Source organism: Nocardioides sp. NPDC101246 (assembly GCF_044767415.1).
Taxonomy (GTDB): domain Bacteria; phylum Actinomycetota; class Actinomycetes; order Propionibacteriales; family Nocardioidaceae; genus Nocardioides.
On record NZ_JBIWNX010000006.1, the window covers coordinates 1 to 21,201 of the forward strand.

At 70.7% G+C, this 21,201-nt stretch carries 20 protein-coding genes and 1 riboswitch; of the genes, 13 read left to right on the plus strand and 7 right to left on the minus strand.

Annotated elements, in window-relative coordinates; translation table 11 throughout:
- Positions 1-46: 46 nt before the first annotated feature.
- The 5 genes from ACIRON_RS12150 to ACIRON_RS12170 all read left to right on the plus strand — a co-directional run bounded on the left by ACIRON_RS12150 (position 47) and on the right by ACIRON_RS12170 (position 5,540).
- On the plus strand, positions 47-1,081 hold the full coding sequence (locus ACIRON_RS12150; protein WP_402992559.1) for a LacI family DNA-binding transcriptional regulator: 1,035 nt from the start codon (positions 47-49) through the stop codon (positions 1,079-1,081).
- A 145-nt stretch (positions 1,082-1,226) separates the two neighbouring features.
- A complete protein-coding gene (locus tag ACIRON_RS12155) occupies positions 1,227-2,378 on the plus strand; it encodes a Gfo/Idh/MocA family protein (protein ID WP_402992560.1) in 1,152 nt (383 codons plus the stop codon).
- Entirely contained in the window at positions 2,375-3,559 is a 1,185-nt protein-coding gene (locus ACIRON_RS12160; RefSeq protein ID WP_402992561.1) for a dihydrodipicolinate synthase family protein, read from the plus strand. The genes ACIRON_RS12155 and ACIRON_RS12160 overlap by 4 nt, the downstream gene beginning before the upstream one ends.
- On the plus strand, positions 3,556-4,404 hold the full coding sequence (locus ACIRON_RS12165; RefSeq protein WP_402992562.1) for a sugar phosphate isomerase/epimerase family protein: 849 nt from the start codon (positions 3,556-3,558) through the stop codon (positions 4,402-4,404). The genes ACIRON_RS12160 and ACIRON_RS12165 overlap by 4 nt, the downstream gene beginning before the upstream one ends.
- Positions 4,404-5,540, plus strand: coding sequence for a glycerate kinase (locus ACIRON_RS12170; RefSeq protein ID WP_402992563.1), 1,137 nt, complete (start codon positions 4,404-4,406; stop codon positions 5,538-5,540). The genes ACIRON_RS12165 and ACIRON_RS12170 overlap by 1 nt, the downstream gene beginning before the upstream one ends.
- A gap of 79 nt (positions 5,541-5,619) precedes the next feature.
- Here ACIRON_RS12170 and rhaS read toward each other — a convergent pair whose 3' ends face one another.
- Genes rhaS through ACIRON_RS12190 form a run of 4 tightly spaced genes read right to left on the minus strand, consistent with a single transcriptional unit; the run spans position 5,620 to position 10,290 of the window.
- The gene (gene rhaS / locus ACIRON_RS12175) at positions 5,620-6,651 is read right to left on the minus strand and encodes a rhamnose ABC transporter substrate-binding protein (protein WP_402992564.1); all 1,032 of its coding nucleotides are present in this window, start codon (positions 6,649-6,651) and stop codon (positions 5,620-5,622) included.
- Positions 6,652-6,656: 5 nt separating this feature from the next.
- Positions 6,657-7,727, minus strand: coding sequence for an ABC transporter permease (locus ACIRON_RS12180; RefSeq protein ID WP_402992565.1), 1,071 nt, complete (start codon positions 7,725-7,727; stop codon positions 6,657-6,659).
- On the minus strand, positions 7,724-8,767 hold the full coding sequence (locus ACIRON_RS12185) for an ABC transporter permease (protein ID WP_402992566.1): 1,044 nt from the start codon (positions 8,765-8,767) through the stop codon (positions 7,724-7,726). Before ACIRON_RS12185 ends, ACIRON_RS12180 begins: the two co-directional genes overlap by 4 nt.
- On the minus strand, positions 8,764-10,290 hold the full coding sequence (locus ACIRON_RS12190; protein ID WP_402992567.1) for a sugar ABC transporter ATP-binding protein: 1,527 nt from the start codon (positions 10,288-10,290) through the stop codon (positions 8,764-8,766). Before ACIRON_RS12190 ends, ACIRON_RS12185 begins: the two co-directional genes overlap by 4 nt.
- A 178-nt stretch (positions 10,291-10,468) precedes the next feature.
- Here ACIRON_RS12190 and ACIRON_RS12195 point away from each other — a divergent pair, with 178 nt between their 5' ends.
- The 5 genes from ACIRON_RS12195 to ACIRON_RS12215 all read left to right on the plus strand — a co-directional run bounded on the left by ACIRON_RS12195 (position 10,469) and on the right by ACIRON_RS12215 (position 15,049).
- Positions 10,469-11,167: an NAD(P)H-dependent oxidoreductase gene (locus ACIRON_RS12195; RefSeq protein WP_402992568.1), complete on the plus strand. Its 699-nt coding sequence runs from the start codon at positions 10,469-10,471 to the stop codon at positions 11,165-11,167.
- A 9-nt stretch (positions 11,168-11,176) separates the two neighbouring features.
- A riboswitch (cobalamin riboswitch) is annotated at positions 11,177-11,364 on the plus strand.
- Between the two features lie 53 nt (positions 11,365-11,417).
- Positions 11,418-12,452, plus strand: coding sequence for an ABC transporter substrate-binding protein (locus ACIRON_RS12200; RefSeq protein ID WP_402992569.1), 1,035 nt, complete (start codon positions 11,418-11,420; stop codon positions 12,450-12,452).
- Entirely contained in the window at positions 12,449-13,723 is a 1,275-nt protein-coding gene (locus tag ACIRON_RS12205) for a FecCD family ABC transporter permease (RefSeq protein ID WP_402992570.1), read from the plus strand. Before ACIRON_RS12200 ends, ACIRON_RS12205 begins: the two co-directional genes overlap by 4 nt.
- A 79-nt stretch (positions 13,724-13,802) precedes the next feature.
- Entirely contained in the window at positions 13,803-14,564 is a 762-nt protein-coding gene (locus ACIRON_RS12210) for an ABC transporter ATP-binding protein (RefSeq protein WP_402992571.1), read from the plus strand.
- Positions 14,565-14,602: 38 nt separating this feature from the next.
- Complete coding sequence (locus ACIRON_RS12215) at positions 14,603-15,049, plus strand: hypothetical protein (protein ID WP_402992572.1); 447 nt, start codon at positions 14,603-14,605, stop codon at positions 15,047-15,049.
- Positions 15,050-15,064: 15 nt separating this feature from the next.
- Here ACIRON_RS12215 and ACIRON_RS12220 read toward each other — a convergent pair whose 3' ends face one another.
- Positions 15,065-15,934 (minus strand): family 16 glycosylhydrolase, encoded by an 870-nt coding sequence (locus tag ACIRON_RS12220; RefSeq protein ID WP_091048708.1) that lies wholly within the window; start codon positions 15,932-15,934, stop codon positions 15,065-15,067.
- A 208-nt stretch (positions 15,935-16,142) separates the two neighbouring features.
- On the opposite strand from ACIRON_RS12220, the gene ACIRON_RS12225 reads away from it, so the two are divergent.
- Both ACIRON_RS12225 and ACIRON_RS12230 read left to right on the plus strand, forming a co-directional pair.
- Positions 16,143-16,316, plus strand: coding sequence for a hypothetical protein (locus ACIRON_RS12225; protein WP_091048707.1), 174 nt, complete (start codon positions 16,143-16,145; stop codon positions 16,314-16,316).
- Positions 16,313-17,827 (plus strand): amino acid permease, encoded by a 1,515-nt coding sequence (locus ACIRON_RS12230; RefSeq protein ID WP_402992573.1) that lies wholly within the window; start codon positions 16,313-16,315, stop codon positions 17,825-17,827. Before ACIRON_RS12225 ends, ACIRON_RS12230 begins: the two co-directional genes overlap by 4 nt.
- A gap of 3 nt (positions 17,828-17,830) precedes the next feature.
- Here the strand turns inward: ACIRON_RS12230 and ACIRON_RS12235 are convergent, their stop codons facing one another.
- Together ACIRON_RS12235 and ACIRON_RS12240 are read right to left on the minus strand one after the other, a co-directional pair.
- A complete protein-coding gene (locus ACIRON_RS12235; RefSeq protein WP_402992574.1) occupies positions 17,831-18,979 on the minus strand; it encodes a S1C family serine protease in 1,149 nt (382 codons plus the stop codon).
- Between the two features lie 191 nt (positions 18,980-19,170).
- Positions 19,171-19,995 carry a class II glutamine amidotransferase gene (locus ACIRON_RS12240; RefSeq protein ID WP_402992575.1) on the minus strand — a complete coding sequence of 275 codons (825 nt, stop codon included), beginning with the start codon at positions 19,993-19,995 and terminating at the stop codon, positions 19,171-19,173.
- Between the two features lie 35 nt (positions 19,996-20,030).
- Here ACIRON_RS12240 and ACIRON_RS12245 point away from each other — a divergent pair, with 35 nt between their 5' ends.
- Positions 20,031-21,170: a glutamate--cysteine ligase gene (locus tag ACIRON_RS12245; protein ID WP_402992576.1), complete on the plus strand. Its 1,140-nt coding sequence runs from the start codon at positions 20,031-20,033 to the stop codon at positions 21,168-21,170.
- Positions 21,171-21,201: the final 31 nt, after the last annotated feature.

The following is a 21,201-nucleotide window of genomic DNA, read 5'->3' on the forward strand; positions in this document are numbered from 1 at the left end:
CGGTGGATGCCTTAGGCTCCTGAGGCGGAAGCCGAAGGAGAGTCAGTTGGCCGGAGAACGCGCAGCGACGCTGAGCGATGTCGCCCGTGAGGCAGGGGTCTCGCTGGCCACCGCGTCGCGCGCGCTGAACGGGAGCGACCGGGTGGTGCGCCCCGAGCTGCAGGAGAAGGTCCTGGCGGCGGCGAACAAGCTCGGCTACATGCCCAACGCCAACGCCCAGGCGATGGCGCGCGGCTCGACCGAGACGGTAGGGCTGCTGGTGAAGGACATCTCCGACCCCTACTTCTCCACCATCGCCGGCGGCCTGGCCGACGAGGCCGAGAAGCACGGCCTGCTGGTGATGCTGTGCAACACCGGCGGCCAGCCCGAACGTGAGCAGAAGTTCCTGGCCGCGCTGCGGCGCCAGCGCAGCCGGGCGATCGTGATGGCGGGAAGCGACACGGCCGACGTACGCCACACCAGCGAGGTCGCCGACCTGCTGACGTCCTACCTGGACGGCGGCGGCCGGGCGGCCGCGATCAGCCAGCCGCGCCTGCCGGTCGACACCGTCGTGATCGACAACCACGGCGGCGCCAAGGCGCTGGCCGAGCGGCTGGTCGGCCTCGGCTACCGCCGCGCCGCGGTGCTCACCGGCCCCGAGGACCTGCTGGTCTCGGCCGAACGGCACGCCGGCTTCGCTGAGGGGTGGCTGGAGGCGACCGGCTCGGAGCCGGCGTACGTCTCCGACGAGTTCAGCCGCGACGGTGGCCGCCGGGCGATGACCCGGCTGCTCGAGGAGGGCCAAGACGACGGCGCCGCGGTGGACTGCGTCTTCGCGGTCAACGACCTGATGGCGGTCGGCGCCCTGGCCGCCTGCCGGCAGGCCGGCGTCGAGGTCGGACCCGACCTGGCCGTCGCCGGCTTCGACGACATCGCCACGCTGCGCGACGTGACGCCGGGGCTGACCACCGTACGCCTCCCCCTGGCCGACATCGGTCGACTCGCGCTCGAGCTCGTGCTCGGCAAGCCGTCGGCGGAGCTCCGCAAGCGGTCCGTCCACGGTGAGGTCGTCCTGCGGGAGAGCACTCCCCCGCGTTCCTGACGGTCCCAGACAGGCCCTGACAGGCCCCCAAAGGCCTCCTTCGTCCGGCATCACGGAACGCCCTCTTGCGACGGGCGTCACATCTGTCCTACCGTACTGGAAAGCGCTTTCCCCCATCGCTCTCCAGCAGACGAGGAACGATCACATGGTCACACGACGGCTCGGCATCATCATGAACGGCGTCACCGGACGCATGGGCTACCGCCAGCACCTGGTGCGCAGCATCCTGGCGATCCAGGAGCAGGGCGGTGTCGAGCTCTCCGACGGCACCCGGATCCTGCCCGACCCGATCCTGGTCGGACGCAATGCCGAGAAGCTCCAGGACATCGCCAAGGAGCATGGCCTGGACCGTTGGACCACCGACCTCGACGAGGCCCTCGGCGACGCCGAGGACACCGTCTACTTCGACTCGCAGCTGACCAACGTCCGCGAGGTCGCCATCACCAAGGCGGTCGCGGCCGGCAAGCACGTCTACACCGAGAAGCCGATCGCCGACGACGTCGAGGGCTCGCTGCGCCTGGCCCGCCTGGCGGCCGACGCGGGGGTGAAGAGCGGCGTCGTCCACGACAAGCTCTACCTGCCGGGCCTGCTCAAGCTGAAGCGGCTCGTCGAGTCCGGGTTCTTCGGCCGCATCCTGAGCGTGCGCGGCGAGTTCGGCTACTGGGTCTTCGAGGGCGACCTGCAGCCCGCCCAGCGGCCGAGCTGGAACTACCGCAAGGAGGACGGCGGCGGCATGACCACCGACATGTTCCCCCACTGGAACTACGTCCTGGAGAACCTCTTCGGCAAGGTCGAGGCCGTCACCGCGAAGGTCGTCACCCACATCCCCGAGCGCTGGGACGAGAAGGGCGCGCGCTACGAGGCGACCGCCGACGACTCCGCCTACGGCATCTTCGAGCTCGAGGGCGGGATCATCGCCCAGATCAACTCCTCCTGGGCGACCCGGGTCAACCGCGGCGAGCTGGTCGAGTTCCACGTCGACGGCACCCACGGCTCCGCGGTCGCCGGCCTGCACCACTGCGTCACCCAGGACCGCAACCTGACCCCGAAGCCGGTCTGGAACCCCGACCTGGTCGAGTCGATCCAGTTCCGGGACCTGTGGACCGAGGTCCCCGACAACCAGCCCTTCGACAACGGCTTCAAGGCGCAGTGGGAGCAGTTCATCCGCTACGTCGAGGGCGACGGCGACCACCCCTACGACTTCATGGCGGGCGTCCGCGGCGTCCGGCTCGCCGAGGCCGGCCTCACCTCCTCCGCCGAGGGCCGCCGGGTCGAGCTCGGAGAGATCCAGCTGTGACGTCCGTACGCCTCCCGCTGCCCGACGGCGGCACCGAGCTCTACCTGCTCGCGGGCCCCCGGGAGTGGACGAAGCCGAGTGCGCCGTTCACCTCCCGCACCGCGTACGCCGCCGCCCACGTCATCCCCCGCACGCTCGCCGAGAACGTGCCCGGCGCCCCCGCGGACATCGACTGGGACCGCACCCTGGCCTACCGCCACGAGCTGTGGTCCTACGGTCTCGGCGTCGCCGAGGCGATGGACACCGCCCAGCGCGGCATGGGGGTCGACTGGACCGCCGCGGCCGAGCTGATCCGCCGCTCGGCCGCCGAGGCGGCCACCGTGGGCGGGTCGATCGCCTGCGGCGCCGGCACCGACCAGCTCGCCCTCGACGCCGTCCCCGAGGGCCGACAGGGCCTGGCGACCGTCATCGACGCCTACCGCGAGCAGATGAAGGTCGTCGCCGACACCGGCGCGACCACGATCGTGATGGCCTCGCGCGCGCTCGCCCGGGTCGCCCGCGATGCCGACGACTACGCCGAGGTCTACGCGACCCTCCTCGACGAGGCCGAGAGCCCGGTGATCCTGCACTGGCTGGGCGACATGTTCGACCCGGCGCTGGCGGGCTACTGGGGCTCCTCCTCGGTCGCAGAGGCGACGGAGACCTTCCTCGACGTCATCCGGGCCCGTCCCGGCAAGGTCGACGGGGTCAAGGTCTCGCTCCTCGACGCCGAGCACGAGGTCGGGCTGCGCCGGGCGCTGCCCGAAGGCGTACGTCTCTACACGGGGGACGACTTCAACTATCCCGAGCTGATCGTCGGTGAGGGCACCGGCGAGGGCGAGTTCTCGCACGCGCTGCTCGGCATCTTCGCCGCGATCTATCCGGCGGCCTCGGCCGCGCTGCAGGCACTCGACCGGGGAGACCCGGCCGAGGCCCGCGCGCTGCTGGAGAGCACCCAGGCGCTCGGCCGGAAGATCTTCGAGGCGCCGACCTACTACTACAAGACCGGGATCGCGTTCCTCTCCTGGGTCAACGGCCACCAGCCCGGCTTCTCCATGGCCGGCGGCCTGCACGCCGGACGCTCGGTGCCCCACCTGGCCGAGGTGTTCCGGCTGGCCGACGCGGCCGGCCTGCTCACCAGCCCCGACCTCGCGGCCGCACGCATGCGCGCCTTCCTCACCGTGCAAGGAGTGGACCAGTGACCGACACCGCCGGGCTGGAGCGGCTCTCGCTCAACACCAAGACCACCAACTCCTGGACCCTCGCCGAGGCCGTCGACGGAGCGGCTCGGGCCGGCATCCCCGCCCTCGGACTGTGGCGCGACCGCGTGCACGAGGCCGGGCTGGAGAAGGCCGCCAAGCTCGTACGCGACGCCGGCCTGCGCGTCTCCTCACTCTGCCGCGGTGGCTTCCTGACGGCGTCCGACGAGGCCGGGATCGCCGGCGCGCTCGAGGACAACAAGCGGGCCGTCGACGAGGCCGCGACGCTGGGCACCGACGCGCTGGTGATGGTCGTCGGTGGCCTCCCCGAGGGCGACGTGGACCTGGCCGGTGCCCGCGAGCGGGTCGCCGAGCGGCTCGCCGAGCTGGCCCCGTACGCCCGCGACCACGGCGTGAAGCTGGTCCTGGAGGCGCTGCACCCGATGTACGTCGCCGACCGGGCGGTTCTCTCGACCCTCGGGCAGGCGCTCGACCTGGCCGCGCCGCACCCGGTCGACGCGGTCGCGGTCGTCGTGGACACGTTCCACGTCTTCTGGGACCCCGACATCGCGACCCAGATCGAGCGGGCCGGCGCGGAGGGCCGGATCGCGGGGTACCAGGTCTGCGACTTCAACCTGCCGATCCCCGCCGACGCGCTGCTGGCGCGCGGGATGATGGGCGACGGGGTCATCGACTTCGCGTCGGTCACGCGGATGGTCTCCGCGACCGGCTACACCGGCGACGTCGAGGTCGAGATCTTCAACGAGGCGGTCTGGGCCAGCGACCCCGACGAGGTGCTCGCCACCATGGCGCAGCGCTACCGCGACCTCGTCCTCCCCCACCTGTGATGGCCCGCCAACCTCAGGGCCATCCGGTCGTCGTGGTCGCCTGCGACAAGTTCAAGGGCTCCCTGACCGCGCGCGAGGTCGACGAGGCGGTGGCCGCCGGGATCCTCGCGGCGAACCCCGAGACGGAGGTACGCATCGTGCCGATCGCCGACGGCGGCGACGGCACCGTGGCGGCACTGGCCGGCGCCGGTTTCTCCCTGGTGCCGGTCACCGTCGCCGGCCCGACGCTCGAGCCGGTCGCGGCGCACTACGCGGTACGCGGCGACCTGGCGGTCGTCGAGCTCGCCGACACCTGTGGGCTGCTGCGGCTGCCCGGAGGCCGGCTCGCACCGCTGACCGCGTCCTCGCGAGGTCTCGGTGAGGCCGTGCTCGCCGCCATCGACAGTGGTGCCCGCACGGTCGTTCTCGGCCTCGGCGGCAGCGCCAGCAACGACGGCGGCTCAGGGATGCTGCGCGCCCTCGGCGCACGGCTCCTCGACGCCTCCGGGGCCGAGGTCCCGGAGGGCGGCGGATCGCTCGGAAGCCTCTCGAGGATCGATCTCTCCGGCCTCGATCCTCGTCTGCGGGAGACCGAGATCGTGGTCGCCTGCGACGTCGACAACCCGCTGCTCGGCCCCCGCGGTGCGGTCGCCACCTTCTCCGCGCAGAAGGGCGCCGGCGCCGCGGACCAGGAGCGGCTCGAGGCGGCCCTGGTGACGTACGCGGTCACGGTCGCCGAGGCGACCGGACGCGACCATGCCGAGATCGTCGAGGCGCCCGGCGCCGGCGCGGCCGGCGGCGTCGGGTTCGCCGCCCTCGCGGTGCTCGGCGGACGGGTCGAGCGCGGCGTCGAGCTGCTGCTGGGCCTCGTGGGATTCGCCGAGGCGCTCGCGGGCGCCGATCTGATCGTCACCGGTGAGGGCTCCTTCGACCACCAGACCCTGTCCGGAAAGGCCCCGATGGGCGTGCTCCAGGCGGCCCGGGAGGCCGGGATCCCCGCCACCGTGGTCTGTGGCCGCACCACCCTCTCCCCCGCCGAGGCCGTGGAGGCGGGCGCCGCCGGCGTACGCGCGCTCCTCGACCTCGAGCCCGACCCCGCGCGTTGCATGACGAACGCCGCCGAGCTGCTCTCGCAGCTCGGCGGCGAACTCGGGTAACACAGGCGTAGATCTCGACCCGCCCGTCGCTCGATCTCTTCGCGTTGTGACCCTGCGACTCCGTCGCAGGGTCACAGGCTCAGAAGTCGAAGTCGTCGATGTTCGACTCGTCGAAGACGGTCGGCTCACCGAGGACGATGACGCCGTCGGCACCGACGGTGTACTCGCCCAGGTCACCGGCCTCGAACTTGTCGCCCTCCTTGCCCTCGATGTCACCGGACGCGAGCGCGTCGGCGGCGTACGCGGAGAGGTAGCCGAGCTGCTCGGGGTCCCACAGCGCGAAGGACTTCACGGTGCCGTCCTTGATGTACTCCCGCATCTGGTTCGGGGTGCCGAGGCCGGTCAGCGCGACCTTGCCCTTGTACTCCGAGTCGGACAGGTAGCGCGCGGCAGCGGCGACGCCGACCGTGGTCGGGCTGATGATGCCCTTGAGGTTCGGGTGGGACTGCAGCAGACCCGCGGTCTTATCGAAGGAGGTCTGATCGTCGTCGTTGCCGTAGACGGTGTCGACGAGCTTGATGTCGGGGTGGTTGGCAGCCAGCTCCTCCTCCATCAGCTTGATCCACTCGTTCTGGTTGGTGGCGTTGGCCGCCGCGGAGAGGATCGCGATCTCGCCCGCGTCGCCGATCTGCTCGGCGATCAGGTCGACCTGGCTCTTGGCGATGCCGGCGGCGTCGGCCTGGCTGACGAAGACGTCGCGGAACTGTGGCTCGGTGTCGGAGTCCATCGTGACGACCTTGGTCCCGGCGTTGCGGGCCTCCTCGAGGGCGTCGCCGATGGCGGTCGGGTCGTTGGCCGAGACCACGAGCGCGCCGGCGCGCTGCTGGGTCGCGGTGTTGATGAAGCTGACCTGGGAGTCGGGGGTCGACTCGGTCGGGCCGACCTGCTTCCACGTGGTCCCGATCTCCTCGGCGGCCTTCTGGCCGCCGGTGTCGGAGGCGTCGAAGTAGGGGTTGCCGAGGTTCTTCGGGATGAAGGTGATGCTGCTGGTGTCGCCGCCACCCTCTCCATCGCTGCCACTGTCGCTCCCGCCACCACAGGCGGACAGGGCGAGGCCGAGGGCCGCAACGATGGCGACGGCACTGCCTGCGCGTCGGAACTTGCTGGTCATGTCTCTCACTCCGATTTCTTTGAGTTCTTAGAGGATGGTTCGTCCGAGCTCTGTTGCCGGCGATAGGTGCCGACGATGCGACCGGTCCAGCCGAGAACGCTGGCCGCGATGACTGCTGCGATGAGAAGCAGGCCGGTGATGATCTGGATGAGGTTGGCGCTGAGCCCGTCGAGGCGGAGCGCGCTGCCGATCGTCCCGATCAGGACGACGCCGGCGATGACGCCGGGGATCGCCCCGCGGCCACCGAAGATGGACACCCCGCCGAGCAGCACCGCCGCGATGACCTGGAGCTCCATCCCGGTGGCGTTGTCGCCCCGCGCGCTGCCGTAGCGCAGCGTGAAGTAGATGCCCGCCAGCCCCGAGACCAGCCCGCTGAGCGTGAACAGGATCAGCTTCGTACGGTCGACGTTGACGCCGGAGAAGCGGGCCGCGTCCTTGCTGAGACCGGCCGCGAAGATGCCGCGCCCGAAGGGGGTGAAGTGCAGGACCACGGCGAAGATCAGGATCAGTACGACCAGCGGGATCGTCATCAGCGGGATCTGGGAGTCGCCGATCCGGGCCTGGACGAGGTCTTGCCAGGAGTCGGGCCAGTCGGTGATCGCGGTGGTGCCGAGCGCTCCGACCGCGATGCCGCGGAAGAGCGCCATGGTGCCGATGGTGACGGCCAGCGACGGCAGCCCGTAGCGGGTGACGAGCACGCCGTTGAGCGCTCCCGCGACCGCGCAGGCGAGCAGGGCGAGCACCATCGCGGCGACCATCGGCAGGCCCTCGCGGTGCAGCACCCCGAACAGGACGCTGGAGAGCCCGACGACGCTGGCCACCGACAGGTCGATCTCGCCGGTGATGATGATCAGCGTCATCGGCAGCGCGATGAGCAGGATCGGCGCGATGTCGAGGACCAGGAAGTAGACCGTGATCGGGTCGGAGAAGTTGAGGATCGCGATCGAGGCGTACGTCCACACCACCACGAGCAGGGCGATGATCGCCGTGTCCCTGGTCATCAGGGTGCGCTGCCACCACGGCCTGGCGTGGGCTGCGTACGTCCGGGCGGGTGCCTTCTCGGCAAGGAGGCTCATGATTCTTCCCTCTCCGCGAGGAGCTTGTCGTGCTGACGGCGGGCGAAGTAGCGGTCCAGGACGATCGCGCCGATGATCAGCGCGCCGACGACGGCCTGCTGCCAGAAGTCGGGGATGCCGAGGATCGGGAGCGCCCGGTTGATGGTGACGAGGAGGTACGCCCCCAGCGCCGCCCCGAGAACGGTGCCGCTGCCACCGAAGATGGCCACACCACCGACGACCGCGGCGCCGACGGCCTCGAGCTCGATGCCCTGGCCGACGCCGGAGCTGATGGTGCCGTAGCGGGAGACGTACAGGATCCCGGCGAGGCCGGCGAGCGCACCCGAGGTGGCGAACGCCTGCAGGACCCGGCGCTTGTCGCGCAGCCCGTAGAGGGTGGCGGCGTCGGGGTCGGAGCCGATCGCGTAGAACTCGCGGCCGACGCGCGTGGAGCGCATCAGGTAGATCACGACGGCCAGCAGCGCGAACGAGATCCAGGCGAGGTTGGGGATGAACAGGAACGATCCGGTGCCGAAGTCGAGCAGCCCGGGCGGGATGTCCGAGGCGTTGATCCGGTCGCTGCCGGCCCACTCGAGCATGATCCCGCGGTAGACGTAGAGCGTGCCGAGGGTGATGACCAGCGCCGGCACCTTGGCGAAGGCGACCAGCGCCCCGTTGATCAGCCCGAGCACCGCGCCGGCGGCGACCGCGATCAGGACGACCACGATCACCGGGAGGCCGGTGTCGAGGAAGAGCCGTCCGGCGAGGTAGGCCGTCAGCCCGAGGGTCGAGCCGACGCTGAGGTCGACGTTGCGGGTGATGATCACCATCGCCTGGCCGACCGCCAGGCAGACGAGGATCGCGGGGGTCAGGGTGAGGTCGCGCCAGCCGTCCGTGCTGAACAGGAAGTTCGGGTTGACCGCAGTGGTCACCACGAGCAGGAGGACGAAGGCGACGGCGATGCCGGTCTCGCGCTGCTTGAGAAGCCAGGTCAGCCGGTTGGCTGCTCGATGGCGTGGCTGCGGCGCGGCCGGGGCGGGCGCGTCGAGCGTGGTGGTCATGATGCCTCGCTGACGTTCAGGGTGGTGGAGTGGTGGGCCGTCGCCGCGCGCATGACGGCCTCGGGGGTCGCCTCCTCACGGCTCAGCTCGGCCGTCTGGTGGCCCTCGCTGAGGACGATCACCCGGTCGGCCATGCCGAGCACCTCGGGGAGCTCGGAGGAGATCATCAGGATCCCGAGACCCTCCTGGGCCAGGGTCGAGAGCAGCCGGTGGACCTCGGACTTGGTGCCGACATCGATGCCCCGCGTGGGCTCGTCGATGATCAGCACCTTCGGCCGGGTGGAGAGCCACTTGGCCAGGACGACCTTCTGCTGGTTGCCGCCCGAGAGGGTGCCGGCAAGGGTGTCGAGCGTCGCGGCCTTGACCTCGAGCCGGGCGGCCCAGTCGGCGGCCGAGCGGTTCTCGATGGCGCTGTTGATCAGCCCGGTGCGGGCGAGCCGTCCGCTGGTCGGCAGGGTGATGTTGCGCGAGATCGGTGCGTCCAGGACGAGACCGTGCTGGCGGCGGTCCTCGGGGACGAACGCCAGGCCCATCTCGATCGCCCGCCTCGGGTCACCCGGCGGCACCGGGCGTCCGTCGAGGGTGACCTCGCCGCTCTCGTAGGGGTCGACGCCGAAGATCGCCTGCGCGACCTCGCTGCGCCCGGCACCGACGAGGCCCGCCAGACCGACGATCTCACCTTCGCGGACGGTCAGGCTGATGTCCTGGAACAGGCCGGTGCGGGTGAGGCCCTTGACCTCGAGCAGGGGCTTGCCGACCGTGGCCTCGAGCTTGGGGTAGAGGTCGGAGACCTCGCGTCCGACCAGCCGCTGGACGATCTCGTCCTCGGTGACCTCGGCGATGGCGTCGGTGGAGATGTAGGCGCCGTCGCGCATCACCGTGATCGTGTCGCACAGCGCGAAGACCTCGTCGAAGCGGTGCGAGATGAAGACGACGGCACAGCCCTGGTCGCGCAGCGTGCGCGCCACGGTCATCAGCCGGTCGACCTCGTTGCCCGAGAGGGCAGCGGTCGGCTCGTCCATGATCAGGACCCTGGCGTCGAGCGAGAGCGCCTTGGCGATCTCGATCAGCTGCTGGTCGGCGATGGAGAGGCCTTCGGTCGGCCGGTCGGGCTCGATCGGGACGCCGAGCCTGGCGAAGAGCTCGACGACCTCGGTGCGCATCGCGGCGCGGTCGATCCTGCCCCAGCGGTTGGTCGGCTGGCGACCCATGAAGATGTTCTCGGTGACGGAGAGGTCGGGGAAGAGGGTCGGCTCCTGGTAGATGACCGCGACCCCGGCCTGCTTGGCGTCGGCGGTGTTGCGGAAGTCGACCTGCTCCCCGGAGAGCAGGTAGTCGCCGGCGTCGCGGCGATAGAGCCCGGCGACGATCTTGACCAGGGTCGACTTCCCGGCTCCGTTCTCCCCCACGAGCGCGTGGATGGATCCGGCCTCGACCCGGAGGCTTCCGGACCGGAGGGCGCGTACGGGGCCGAACGACTTGGCCACGTCCCGCAGCTCCAGTGCGGCGGGTGTGTCCGGCATGGGCAGCTCCTCGAATTGAAAGGTTTCAAGCCTGGTTTACGCTAGTGATGGCAATCACATACGTCAACACTCTGAGGCCGCTAATTTGAGCGAGATCCGGACTTTGTCATCAGACCGTGTCGGCGCCGGTGCGTATCCAGGCGGGAATCCCACCGCGTCAGACGGCGTTCAGAGCCCTATGCACGCACTCTGGGTATGGGCACATCCGCACGCGGCATCACTCAACGGACGGCTGCGCGAGGTCGGCATGAACGCGCTCGGCGCGGCCGGTTGGAGCGTCGACGAGATCGACCTCTATCGAGAAGGTTTCAATCCACTTCTGGTGGAGCGGGGAGAGGCTGACGTACGCCACCACCAGGACCGGTTGCGGGAGGCCGATCTGCTGGTCGTGCAGTTCCCGCTGTGGTGGTATTCGGTGCCCGCCATCCTCAAGGGCTGGATCGACCGGGTCTTCGAGTCGGGGTTCGCCTTCGACGTACCGGATCCGGAGACCGGCAAGCCGCTCAAGTACGGCAAGGGCGGCCTGGTCGGCAAGCGCGCGCTGACCGTCGTCACCGCCGGGGACCGGGCCGCGACCCTCGGCCCGCGTGGGATCAGCGGCGACATCGAGGACGTCTTGTGGCCGCTGCTGCACGGCACGTTCTGGTACACCGGGATGGACCCGTTGCGGCCGCACCTGATCACCGACGCCGACACCATGAACCCGCAGGTCATGGCACGGATCGAGGCCGACCTGAGCGTACGTCTCGAGGGCGTGATGACGGAGCCGCGGATCGACTACCTGCCGATGGCCGAGGAGCACTACGACCACACGATCAGGCTCCACGACTCGGTCGCACCCGGGGAGGACGGGCTCAGCGCCCATCGCGAGCGCTGAGGGCCCGCCTGCTACGGTCATCTGGCCAGCCGCTCGGGACGCAGTCCCGGCACGGGAACCCGGTGAGAGTCCGGGACTGACGCGCAGCGGTGTGGGTGACGGACGGGACACTGTGCCACTGGGCCCTCGGGCCTGGGAAGGCGTCTCGCGCCGGTCGATCCCGAGTCCGAAGACCTGCTGGCCCTGCAGCACACCGCTGCCGGTCAGCACGGGCGACGCGCACCAGCCCGCGACCCGCTCGAGGACCGACGTGCACCCCTCCCGCACCATCCGAACTCTCACCGCGAGCACCGTCCTGGTGCTCGGCTCGACGCTGGCCGGCTGCGCCTCCGACCAGCCCTCCGACACGCAGCAGGCCGCGGGCGCCGCCGGCTTCCCGGTCACCCTGACCAACTGCGGCCGCGAGATCACCCTCGAGGCACCGCCCGAGCGCGTCGTCTCGCTCAACCAGGGCTCCACCGAGATCCTGCTCTCGCTCGGCCTGGCCGATCGGATCGCCGGCTCCGCGACCTGGACCGACCCGGTGCTCGACTCGCTGGCCGCGGCCAACGAGGACGTACCCCGGCTGGCCGAGAACGCGCCCTCCTACGAGCGCGTCCTGGAGGCCGAGCCGGACTTCGTCACGGCCTCCTTCGCCAGCACGCTGGGCGAGGGCGGGGTGACCACACCCGAGGACCTGGAGAAGCTCGGCGTGGGCTCCTACCTCTCCCCCGCCGAGTGCCTCAAGGACAACGAGGGCGACGACGACGGCACCCGCCACGGCGCCCTCGAGATCGAGACGATCTTCGGCGAGATCACCGACCTGGCGCGGATCTTCGGTGTCCCCGAGCGGGGCGAGGAGCTCGTCGCCGACCTGTCCCGGCGACTGGAGACGGCCCGGACCGAGGCGCCGGACCACGACGTCAGCGCGATGTACTGGTTCGCCAACTCCGAGTCGCCCTACCTCGCCGGCTGCTGCGGCGGCCCCGGGATCATCGGCCGCACCCTCGGCGTGGAGAACGTCTTCGACGACACCACCGACGAGTGGCCGCAGATCAACTGGGAGACCGTCGCCGAGCGCAACCCCGACGTCATCGTCCTCGGCGACCTGACCCGCAAGAGCCAGACCGCCGAGACCGCCCGCGCGAAGATCGACTACCTGAAGGCCAACCCGGTCACCGCGCAGATGGAGGCGGTGAAGAACGACCGCTTCGTGACTCTCTCCGGCGCCGAGCTCAACCCGTCGATCCGCACCGTCTACGCCGTCGAGAACGTCGCCGAGCAGCTCGCCGCCCTCGGCCTATGACATCGCACACACGCAACCCCATCCAGCCGAGCCGTCACTCCGGTCGGCCGAAGCGTCAGCCCGGTCGGCCGACTTGGCGCGGCCGTGACGGCTCGGGCGACGCGGGTGACGGCTCGGGCGACGCGGGTGACGTCTCGGCCGACGCGGGCGACGCCTCGGGCGACGCGGGCGACCACTCGGGCGACGTACGCGCCATCTCGGGCGACGCGGGCGACCACTCGGCCGACGTACGCGCCGCCTCGGCCGACGCTGGCGACGCCTCGGCGATCGGCGTGGCGGGCGTGGTGCTGATCCTGGCTCCCCTGGTGGTGCTGGCGTCGGTCGCGGGGGCGATCACCGTGGGGCCCTCCGACCTGAGCGTCGCCGACGTCTACGGCGTGGTCGCCGACCGGGCCGGCCTCGGCTCCTCCGACCTCACCTTGCTCCAGCAGAGCATCGTGTGGGACCTGCGGCTGCCACGTACGTTGCTGGCGGGGATCTGCGGAGCGGGACTGGCGATCTGCGGGGTGATCCTGCAGTCGCTGCTGCGCAACCCGCTCGCCGACCCGTTCGTGCTCGGCATCTCCTCGGGGGCCTCGACCGGTGCGGTCTCGATCGTCGTGCTGGGCGTCGGGGCGGGCACGATCGGGCTCTCCACCGGGGCGTTCGCGGGAGCGCTCGTCTCGTTCGCGCTCGTGCTGCTGCTGGCCTCGCTCGCCGGGGGCACCACCGACCGGCTCGTCCTGGCCGGGATCGCCGCCACCCAGCTCTTCTCGGCGCTCACCTCGTTCATCGTGTTCACCGCGGCCGACGCCGAGCAGACGCGCGGGGTGCTGTTCTGGCTGCTGGGGTCGCTCTCCTCGGCGAGCTGGACCGACGTACTCGTCTGCGGGGTGATCGTGCTCGGTGGCCTGCTCTGCTGCGTCGCGGGCGCCGGCTGGCTGGACGCGTTCGCCTTCGGCAACGACGCGGCGGCCTCCCTCGGGGTCGACGTCGGCCGCATCCGGGCGGTGCTCCTGGTGCTGACGGCGCTGATGACGGCCGTCATCGTGTCCACCTCGGGCGCGATCGGCTTCGTCGGGCTGGTGCTGCCGCACCTGGCTCGCGCACTGGTCGGCCCTGGACACCGGCTGCTGCTGCCGGCGACCGCGCTGCTCGGCGCGATCTTCCTGATCTGGGTCGACACCGCTGCCCGGACGGTGATCGACCCCGAGGAGCTTCCGGTCGGGGTGGCGACCGCGCTGGTCGGGGTGCCCGCCTTCGCGCTGGTGCTGATGAGGGCCCGCCGATGAGCGAGCGCCAGCGAGCGAGCTGTCAGCGTTTCATCGGGCCGCATCCGTATTCTGGCGCTTGCGCTACGGAGGTGGCCCGATGACGGCGCTCGAGGCCGGGCGGGTCCGGTGGGCTCCGCGGGGACGTCTCGTCGTCGACGACGTGACCCTCCAGGTCGAGGACGGCGTCACCGTCGGGCTGCTCGGGCCCAACGGGTCCGGGAAGTCCTCGCTGATCCGCATCCTGGCAGGGCTGCGGCCCGCGGACTCCGGGGACGTGCTGCTCGACGGCAGCCCGCTCGCCGGCATGTCGCGGCGCCGGCTGGCACGCCGGCTCGCGGTCGTCGAGCAGGAGCCGGCGACCAGCCAGGACCTGCGCGTACGCGACGTCGTCGCGCTCGGCCGGGTCCCCCACCGCCCGGCGTGGGCACCCGACTGCGCCCGTGACCGCGCCGCCATCGCGGAGGCGGCCACCCACGCCGGGATCGCCGACCGCCTCGACCAGCGCTTCTCGACCCTGTCGGGCGGCGAGCGGCAGCGTACGCAGATCGCCCGGGCGCTCGCCCAGGAGCCCGAGATCCTGCTCCTGGACGAGCCGACGAACCACCTCGACGTACGCCACCAGCTGGCCCTGCTCGCGCTGGTCCGCCGGATGCCCACGACCTGCCTGGTCGCGCTCCACGACCTCAACCTCGCCGCCACCTACTGCGACCAGGTCTTCGTGCTCTCCCAGGGCCGCGTCGTGGCCGGCGGTCCCCCCGCGCAGGTGCTCACCGAGGACCTCATCAGCGAGGTCTACGGCGTACGCGCCCGGGTGCACCACGACGACGGCGTCGTCATCCGCTTCCTCGGCCCGCTGTGACGGCGGACCGTTACGCTTGGGCCCCGGACGGAGGACCCGTGAAGAGACTCGGCATCACATCAACGATCGTCACCCTTGCCCTGCTGGTCGGCGCGTGCGGAGGTGGCGGCGACCGCGACACCCCGAGCAACCCCACGGGCGGCGGCCTGAGCGCCGCGGACGGGACGGCGTACGAGGAGTGCTTCGACGCCATCTGCGAGGTGCTCGTCGAGAAGGGCGCCGAGATCGACCTGGACCCGGACCTGGGATGGGAGGGCACCCCGGGCGTGGGCACGAGCGGCTGGGAGCTGCTCACCGTCACCGACCTGAGCGAGGACGGCGTCGGGTTGACGCTCTCCGCCGCGGACGCCTCCAGCACCGGCGGGATGGCCACGATCCTTCCGGTCGGCGACAGCAAGGCCTACTACCTCAAGGGCATGACCGCGAAGGTCGTCGACGCCTCCGAGGAGCAGGCCGTGCTGTCGCTGAACTGGTCCGGCGCCTGACCGGATCCGGATCGCTCAGAGCTGCGAGTCGTAGACGCGTACGTAGTCCACGACCATGCTCTGCGGGAACTGGGTCGTGCCGTCGGGGTTGCCGGGCCAGTTGCCGCCGACCGCGACGTTGAGGATGAAGAAGAACGGCTGGTCGAAGACCCAGGGGTTGCCGCCGGTGTTGGCGGTGGTGAAGGTCTGGTAGGCGACCCCGTCGACGGACCAGGTGATCGAGCCGGGCTGCCAGTCGACCGCGAAGGTGTGGAAGGTGTCGGCGAAGGACCAGCCCTGCGGGTGCATGTACTGACCGGTGATGCCGTTGCCGCCGGAGTAGCCCGGGCCGTGCAGGGTGCCGTGGACCAGGTGGGGCTCGTAACCGACGTTCTCCATGATGTCGATCTCGCCGGAGGCGGGCCAGCCGACGTTGTCGAACTGGCCGCCCAGCATCCAGAACGCCGGCCAGATCCCCTGGCCGCGCGGGATCTGGATCCGCGCCTCCAGGCGACCGAACTTCGGCTGGACCTTGCCCTTGGTGGTGAGCCGAGCCGAGGTGTAGCCGCCCCCGCTCTGGCGGGCGGTGATGACCAGGTTGCCGTTGCCGTCGAGCGCGGAATTGTCGCGGGAGCTGGTGTAGGTCTGCAGCTCGTTGTTGCCCCAGCCCCCGCCTCCGGTCTCGAAGTTCCAGTTGGCGCCGTTCGGGGCGCTGCCGGCCGGCCCGTCGAACTCGTCGGACCAGGTCAGGGCTGCCGCCTCGACCTCTCCTGCGCGGGTCGCCGCGCCGCCGGCGTCGGGGCCGGGCACGGCGGCCGGCGCGGCCAGCGGTGCGACCAGGACGAGAGCCAGAGCGGCGGTCGCCGTGAGTGTGGTGCGGATGGTGCGGATCCTCGAGCTACGCATCGAACGCTCCTTCATGGGGATTAACTGTAAGGCGACCTTACTGTTATTTGCCCTTCGACGGAACGGAAACGCCGGGCGACGTCCGGTCACCGCGAGAACGCTCTCGATGCGCTCTAATGGGCCCCGGAGCGGGGCCATCGGGGGCCCTGCAGGTGAGGTGATCGCATTGGCACGGGATCCATACAGGCCACGGACGCCGATCATCGGCATGACGATGGTGTTCCTCGCATTGGCGATCGTCGGGGTGACGGCGTACCTGCACCTCGGCTGGTGGTCGCTGATCGGCTACGCCGTGGCGGCGGTCGTCGCCGTGGTCGGCGGGTGGCTGCTGTTCAAGGACGTGCCCGAGCCACCGCACTCCGGACCGGGAGCGAGCCGATGACCGACACCGAGGACCAGACCAGCGGGCCGGTCAGCGGCCTGACCGACGAGGACGAGGGCTACCACAAGAGCCTCAGCCCACGGCAGCTGCAGATGATCGCGATCGGCGGCGCCATCGGCACCGGGCTCTTCCTGGGCGCGGGCGGCCGCCTCCACGAGGCCGGGCCGGGCCTGTTCCTCGTCTACGCCTTCTGCGGGGTGTTCGTCTTCCTCATCCTGCGGGCGCTCGGCGAGCTCGTGCTGCACCGACCGTCATCGGGCTCGTTCGTCTCCTACGCCCGGGAGTTCCTCGGTGAGCCGGCCGCGTTCGCCGCCGGCTGGATGTACTTCCTGAACTGGGCGATGACCTCCATCGTCGACGTCACCGCGATCGCGACGTACATGCACTTCTGGGGCGCCTTCGAGGTCGTCCCGCAGTGGGTGATCGCGCTGATCGCGCTCGCGGTCGTGCTCTCGATGAACCTGATCTCGGTCAAGCTCTTCGGCGAGCTGGAGTTCTGGGCGGCGCTCATCAAGGTGGTCGCGCTGCTGGGCTTCCTCGTGCTCGGGACGATCGTGCTCGCCGGAGGCAAGGAGCTCAACGGCCAGGAGACCGGGATCGGGATGGTGATCGACAACGGCGGGCTCTTCCCGGTCGGCGTGCTCCCGCTCGTCATCGTCATCTCCGGCGTCGTCTTCGCGTACGCAGCGGTCGAGCTCGTCGGCACCGCGGCCGGCGAGACCGCCGAGCCGGCGAAGATCATGCCCCGGGCGATCAACTCCGTCATCGCCCGCATCGCGGTGTTCTACGTGGGCTCGCTGGTGCTGCTCGCGCTGCTGCTGCCCTACACGACCTACCGGGCGGACGAGAGCCCGTTCGTGACGTTCTTCGACCAGCTCGGGATCGCGAACTCCGGCACCATCATGAACCTCGTGGTGCTGACCGCCGCGCTCTCCTCGCTCAACGCCGGCCTCTACTCGACCGGCCGCATCCTGCGGTCCATGGCGATGAGCGGGAGCGCCCCGACCTTCACCGGACGGATGTCGAGGAACGGCGTTCCGTACGGCGGGATCCTGCTCACCGGCTGCATCACGCTCCTCGGCGTGGGCCTCAACGCGATCGTGCCGGGCCAGGCGTTCGAGATCGTGCTGAACATGTCGGCGCTCGGCATCATCGCGTCCTGGGCGACCATCGTGATCTGCCAGATCCAGCTCTACCGGCGCTGGAAGAAGGGCTTGATGTACCGGCCCGACTTCCGGCTGTGGGGATCGCCGTGGACCGGCTACGCCACCCTCGTGTTCCTTGCGACCGTGCTGGTCCTGATGGGCTTCGACTACCCGATCGGCACCTGGACGGTCGCGACCCTGGTCGTCATCATCCCGGCACTGATGATCGGCTGGCGGCTCGTACGCGACCGCGTCCAGCAGATCGCCCGCGATCGCGAGGGCTACACCGGTGCGATCCCGATCAGGGCGGAGCGTCCGATCTCCGACGAGGCGAGCGGGCGCTCGGACGACGACCCGACGCCCTGACAGTCAGGCGACCGGGCCCTCGCCGAGCGTCACGGTGGTGGTGTGGGCCTCGCCGGCGGGATCGGTCCAGCTGAGCGAGATCTCCTCGCCGGGCTCGTGGTCGCCGAGCACCGAGGTGATGTCGTCGATGCCGGCCACGGCGTTCCCGCCGACCGAGGTGATCGTGCTGCCCGCGGTGACCCCGGCGGCCTCGGCGGCGCCGTCCTCGACGACACCGACGACCAGCGTCGACCTGGTCGTGTCGACCTGTACCCCGAGCGCGGCGGCCGAGCCGCCGATCTCGACGTCGCCGGACTCCTCCCCTGCCAGGATCTGGGCGGCGATGTCGAGCACGGTGTCGATCGGGATCGCGTAGCCCGAGATCTCGGCCGAACCCGAGGTCGCGGCGACGTTCATCCCGATGACCTCGCCGTCCTCGTCGAGCAGCGCGCCGCCGGAGTCGCCCGAGACGACATCGGCGTCGGTCTGGATCAGGTCGCTGAGGTCGGAGGCGGTGCCGTCCTCGTTGTTGACGGTGATCGCGGTGCTGGGGTCGGTGACCGTGCCGTCGGCGGCCGAGAGCGAGCCCTGGCCCTCGGCGTTGCCGACCGCGGTGACCTCCTCGCCCTGGGTCGCGGCGTCCCGGTCGGTCGCGACCGTCGAGAGCCCCGAGGCGTCCTCGAGCTGCAGCACCGCGACGTCATGGACGTCGTCGTAGCCGAGGACCGTCGCGGCGTACGTCTCCCCGGTGCTCGGGTCGGTCACGGTGATCGAGGTGGCGCCCTCGACGACGTGGTGGTTGGTCACCACGATCCCGTCACCGGTGATCGTGAGTCCCGTGCCCGCACCCTGCCCGGAGCCGTAGCCGACCGTGGTGTTGATCAACACGACGCCGGTCGACTCGGCCTGGCTCGCGGGCTCGGAGTCGACGGTCGCGGTCGAGGTGCCGAGCCTCTGGCGGTTGGGGTCCACGGCCCCGCCGCCATAGGCTCCGCCGTAGCTCTCGACGGAACCGCCGAAGCCGTACCCGTACCCGGGGCCGGACTCGGCTGCGTACGTCCTGGTCGCGCCGACCGCGGCCACCGCGAGGGCCGGGGTGGCGATCGGGATCGCGACGAGCGGGATCGCCGCGACGGCGAGAAGAGAATGACGAAGACGGCGGGAGCGGGACATCGGGTCCTCCTTGAGGCGGTTGATGCCTCAAGAGTCCGCTCGCCCGCTGTGGGCTTCCTGTGAGAAAGGCACGGACTGGCTGGGAATCTCAGCGGTCGTCCGCGGGCGGTTCGGAATGAAAGTGCTGCGGATCGGGTACCCCTCTCGGCATGGCCGAACCCACCCCACAGCAGGCCGGCGCCGCCCCGCCGTCAATCGCGGGCCCGCGTCGCGTCGGCGCCGAGCTGAGCGATCGGATCCAGCCGAGTGACCTCGCGGGTGGCCAGGTCGACCATCACCGCGGTGTCGGCGGGAACCGGGGTCCAGCCGGGCTGCCCCAGACCGCTGGAGACGATCTCGAGGCCGTGCTCGGACCGGCGGTAGTCCATCGCGAAGTACTCGGTGGTGTGTCGAGGCGGGATGTCGCCCTCGTCGTCGAAGAGCTCGCGCAGGGCGCGCAGGGGCGAGTCGGCACGCGAGTTGATGTGGATCGCGAACATGTGCGTCCGGGTGAGCATCAGCGCGTTCAGGCTGCATCGCGGGAACTTCCGGACCAGCGTGGCCAGCGCCCGGGTGACGCCCTCCGCCTCGTCGCCGTACTTCTCGACGTTCTGGTGCACGAAGTGGAAGTAGCGCTCACTGTCGGTGTCACCGCGCAGCCGCGTACGCGACTTCGGGGTCAGCAGCGCCTCGAGATCCGCGATCGGGGAGATGTGGCCGTTGTGTGCGAACGCGGCGCCGTCGGTCAGGAACGGGTGGGTGTTCTCCGGACGTACGTCGAGGCCACCGGTCGCCCAGCGAAGGTGCACGAATCCGGCATGAGAGAGCGGTGCCTCGACGAGCCGTCGATAGGTCTCGTCGATGTCAGCGGAACGCGGGGAGTTCGTCGTGCAGGTGCCCTCGGGCGTGTGCCAGGACATCCCCCAGCCGTCGGAGTGCACGGCGCTGAGCGAGGTGAACGCGTCCAGGCCCTCCGGCCCGAGCAGATCGGCTACGGCGCACGGGGACTCGGTCACGTATCCGAACAGGCGACACATCGTCGAACTGCTCCTTCCAGAGGCAGGTGCAAGCAGTGAAGAGCCACTTGTCGAGCAGTACCCATCACGAGGTCAGGACAGTCGGCGTCGAGGAGGAGCTCCTCCTCGTCGACGCCGAGACCGGCGCGCCGCGATCGGTGGCCAGCGAGGTGCTGCGGGTGGCCCGTCGGCGCGGAGACACCGAGGTCGAACCCGGCGAGGCCGGTGGCTCGGTGGGTCCTGAGCTGCAGGAGCAGCAGGTCGAGACCGACACTCCGGCCGAGGAGTACCTCGGGCTCCTCGAGCAGGACCTGAGGCGGTGGCGCGACAAGGCACGTGCGGCCGCGACCGAGGCCGGTGCGCTGATCCTGGCCAGCGGCACGACCCCGTTGCCGGTCTGGCCCCAGACGTTCGACGACGAACGCTATGCGGCGATCACCGAGCAGTTCGGGCTGACCGCCAGCGAGCAGCTCACCTGCGGCTGCCATGTGCACGTCTCGGTCGATTCCGACGACGAGGCCGTCGGGGCCCTCGACCGGATCCGCTCCTGGCTGCCGGTGCTGCTCGCGGTGAGCGCCAACTCGCCCTTCTGGCAGGGCGGCGACTCGGGCTACGCGAGCTACCGGTCCCAGGCGATGACCAGGTGGCCGACGAACGGTCCGACCGACATCTTCGGCAGCGGCCAGGCGTACGCCGACCACCTGCGCCTGCTCGTCGACACCGGGGTGCCGCTCGACGAGGGCATGGCGTACTTCGACGCCCGTCCGTCCCGCAAGTACCCCACGCTCGAGGTCCGGGTCGCCGACGTCTGTCTCGATCCCCGCGACGCCGTCCTCGTCGCCGCGCTGACGCGGGCGCTGGTCGCGACCGGGGCCCGGGAGTGGGCCGAGGACCTGCCGCCCGACCCGGTGTCGGTGGCCGTGCTCCGGCTCGCCATGTGGCAGGCCGGACGGCACGGGATCACCGGCGACCTGCTCGACCCGCGGACCCATCGCCCGAGGCCTGCTCGCAAGGTGGTGGAACACCTGCTCGAACACGTCGGCCCGGCGTTGCGTGACACCGGAGACCTGGTGCGCGTCGAGAAGGGCATCGGCCGGATCTTCACCAGCGGCACCGGCTCCACGACCCAGCGCAGGATCCACGACGAGGAGGGTCGTCTGGACCGGGCCGTGGTCCGGCTGGCCGAGCTCACCTGAAGTCCCACCCTGAACAGGAGGCATCTGCTGT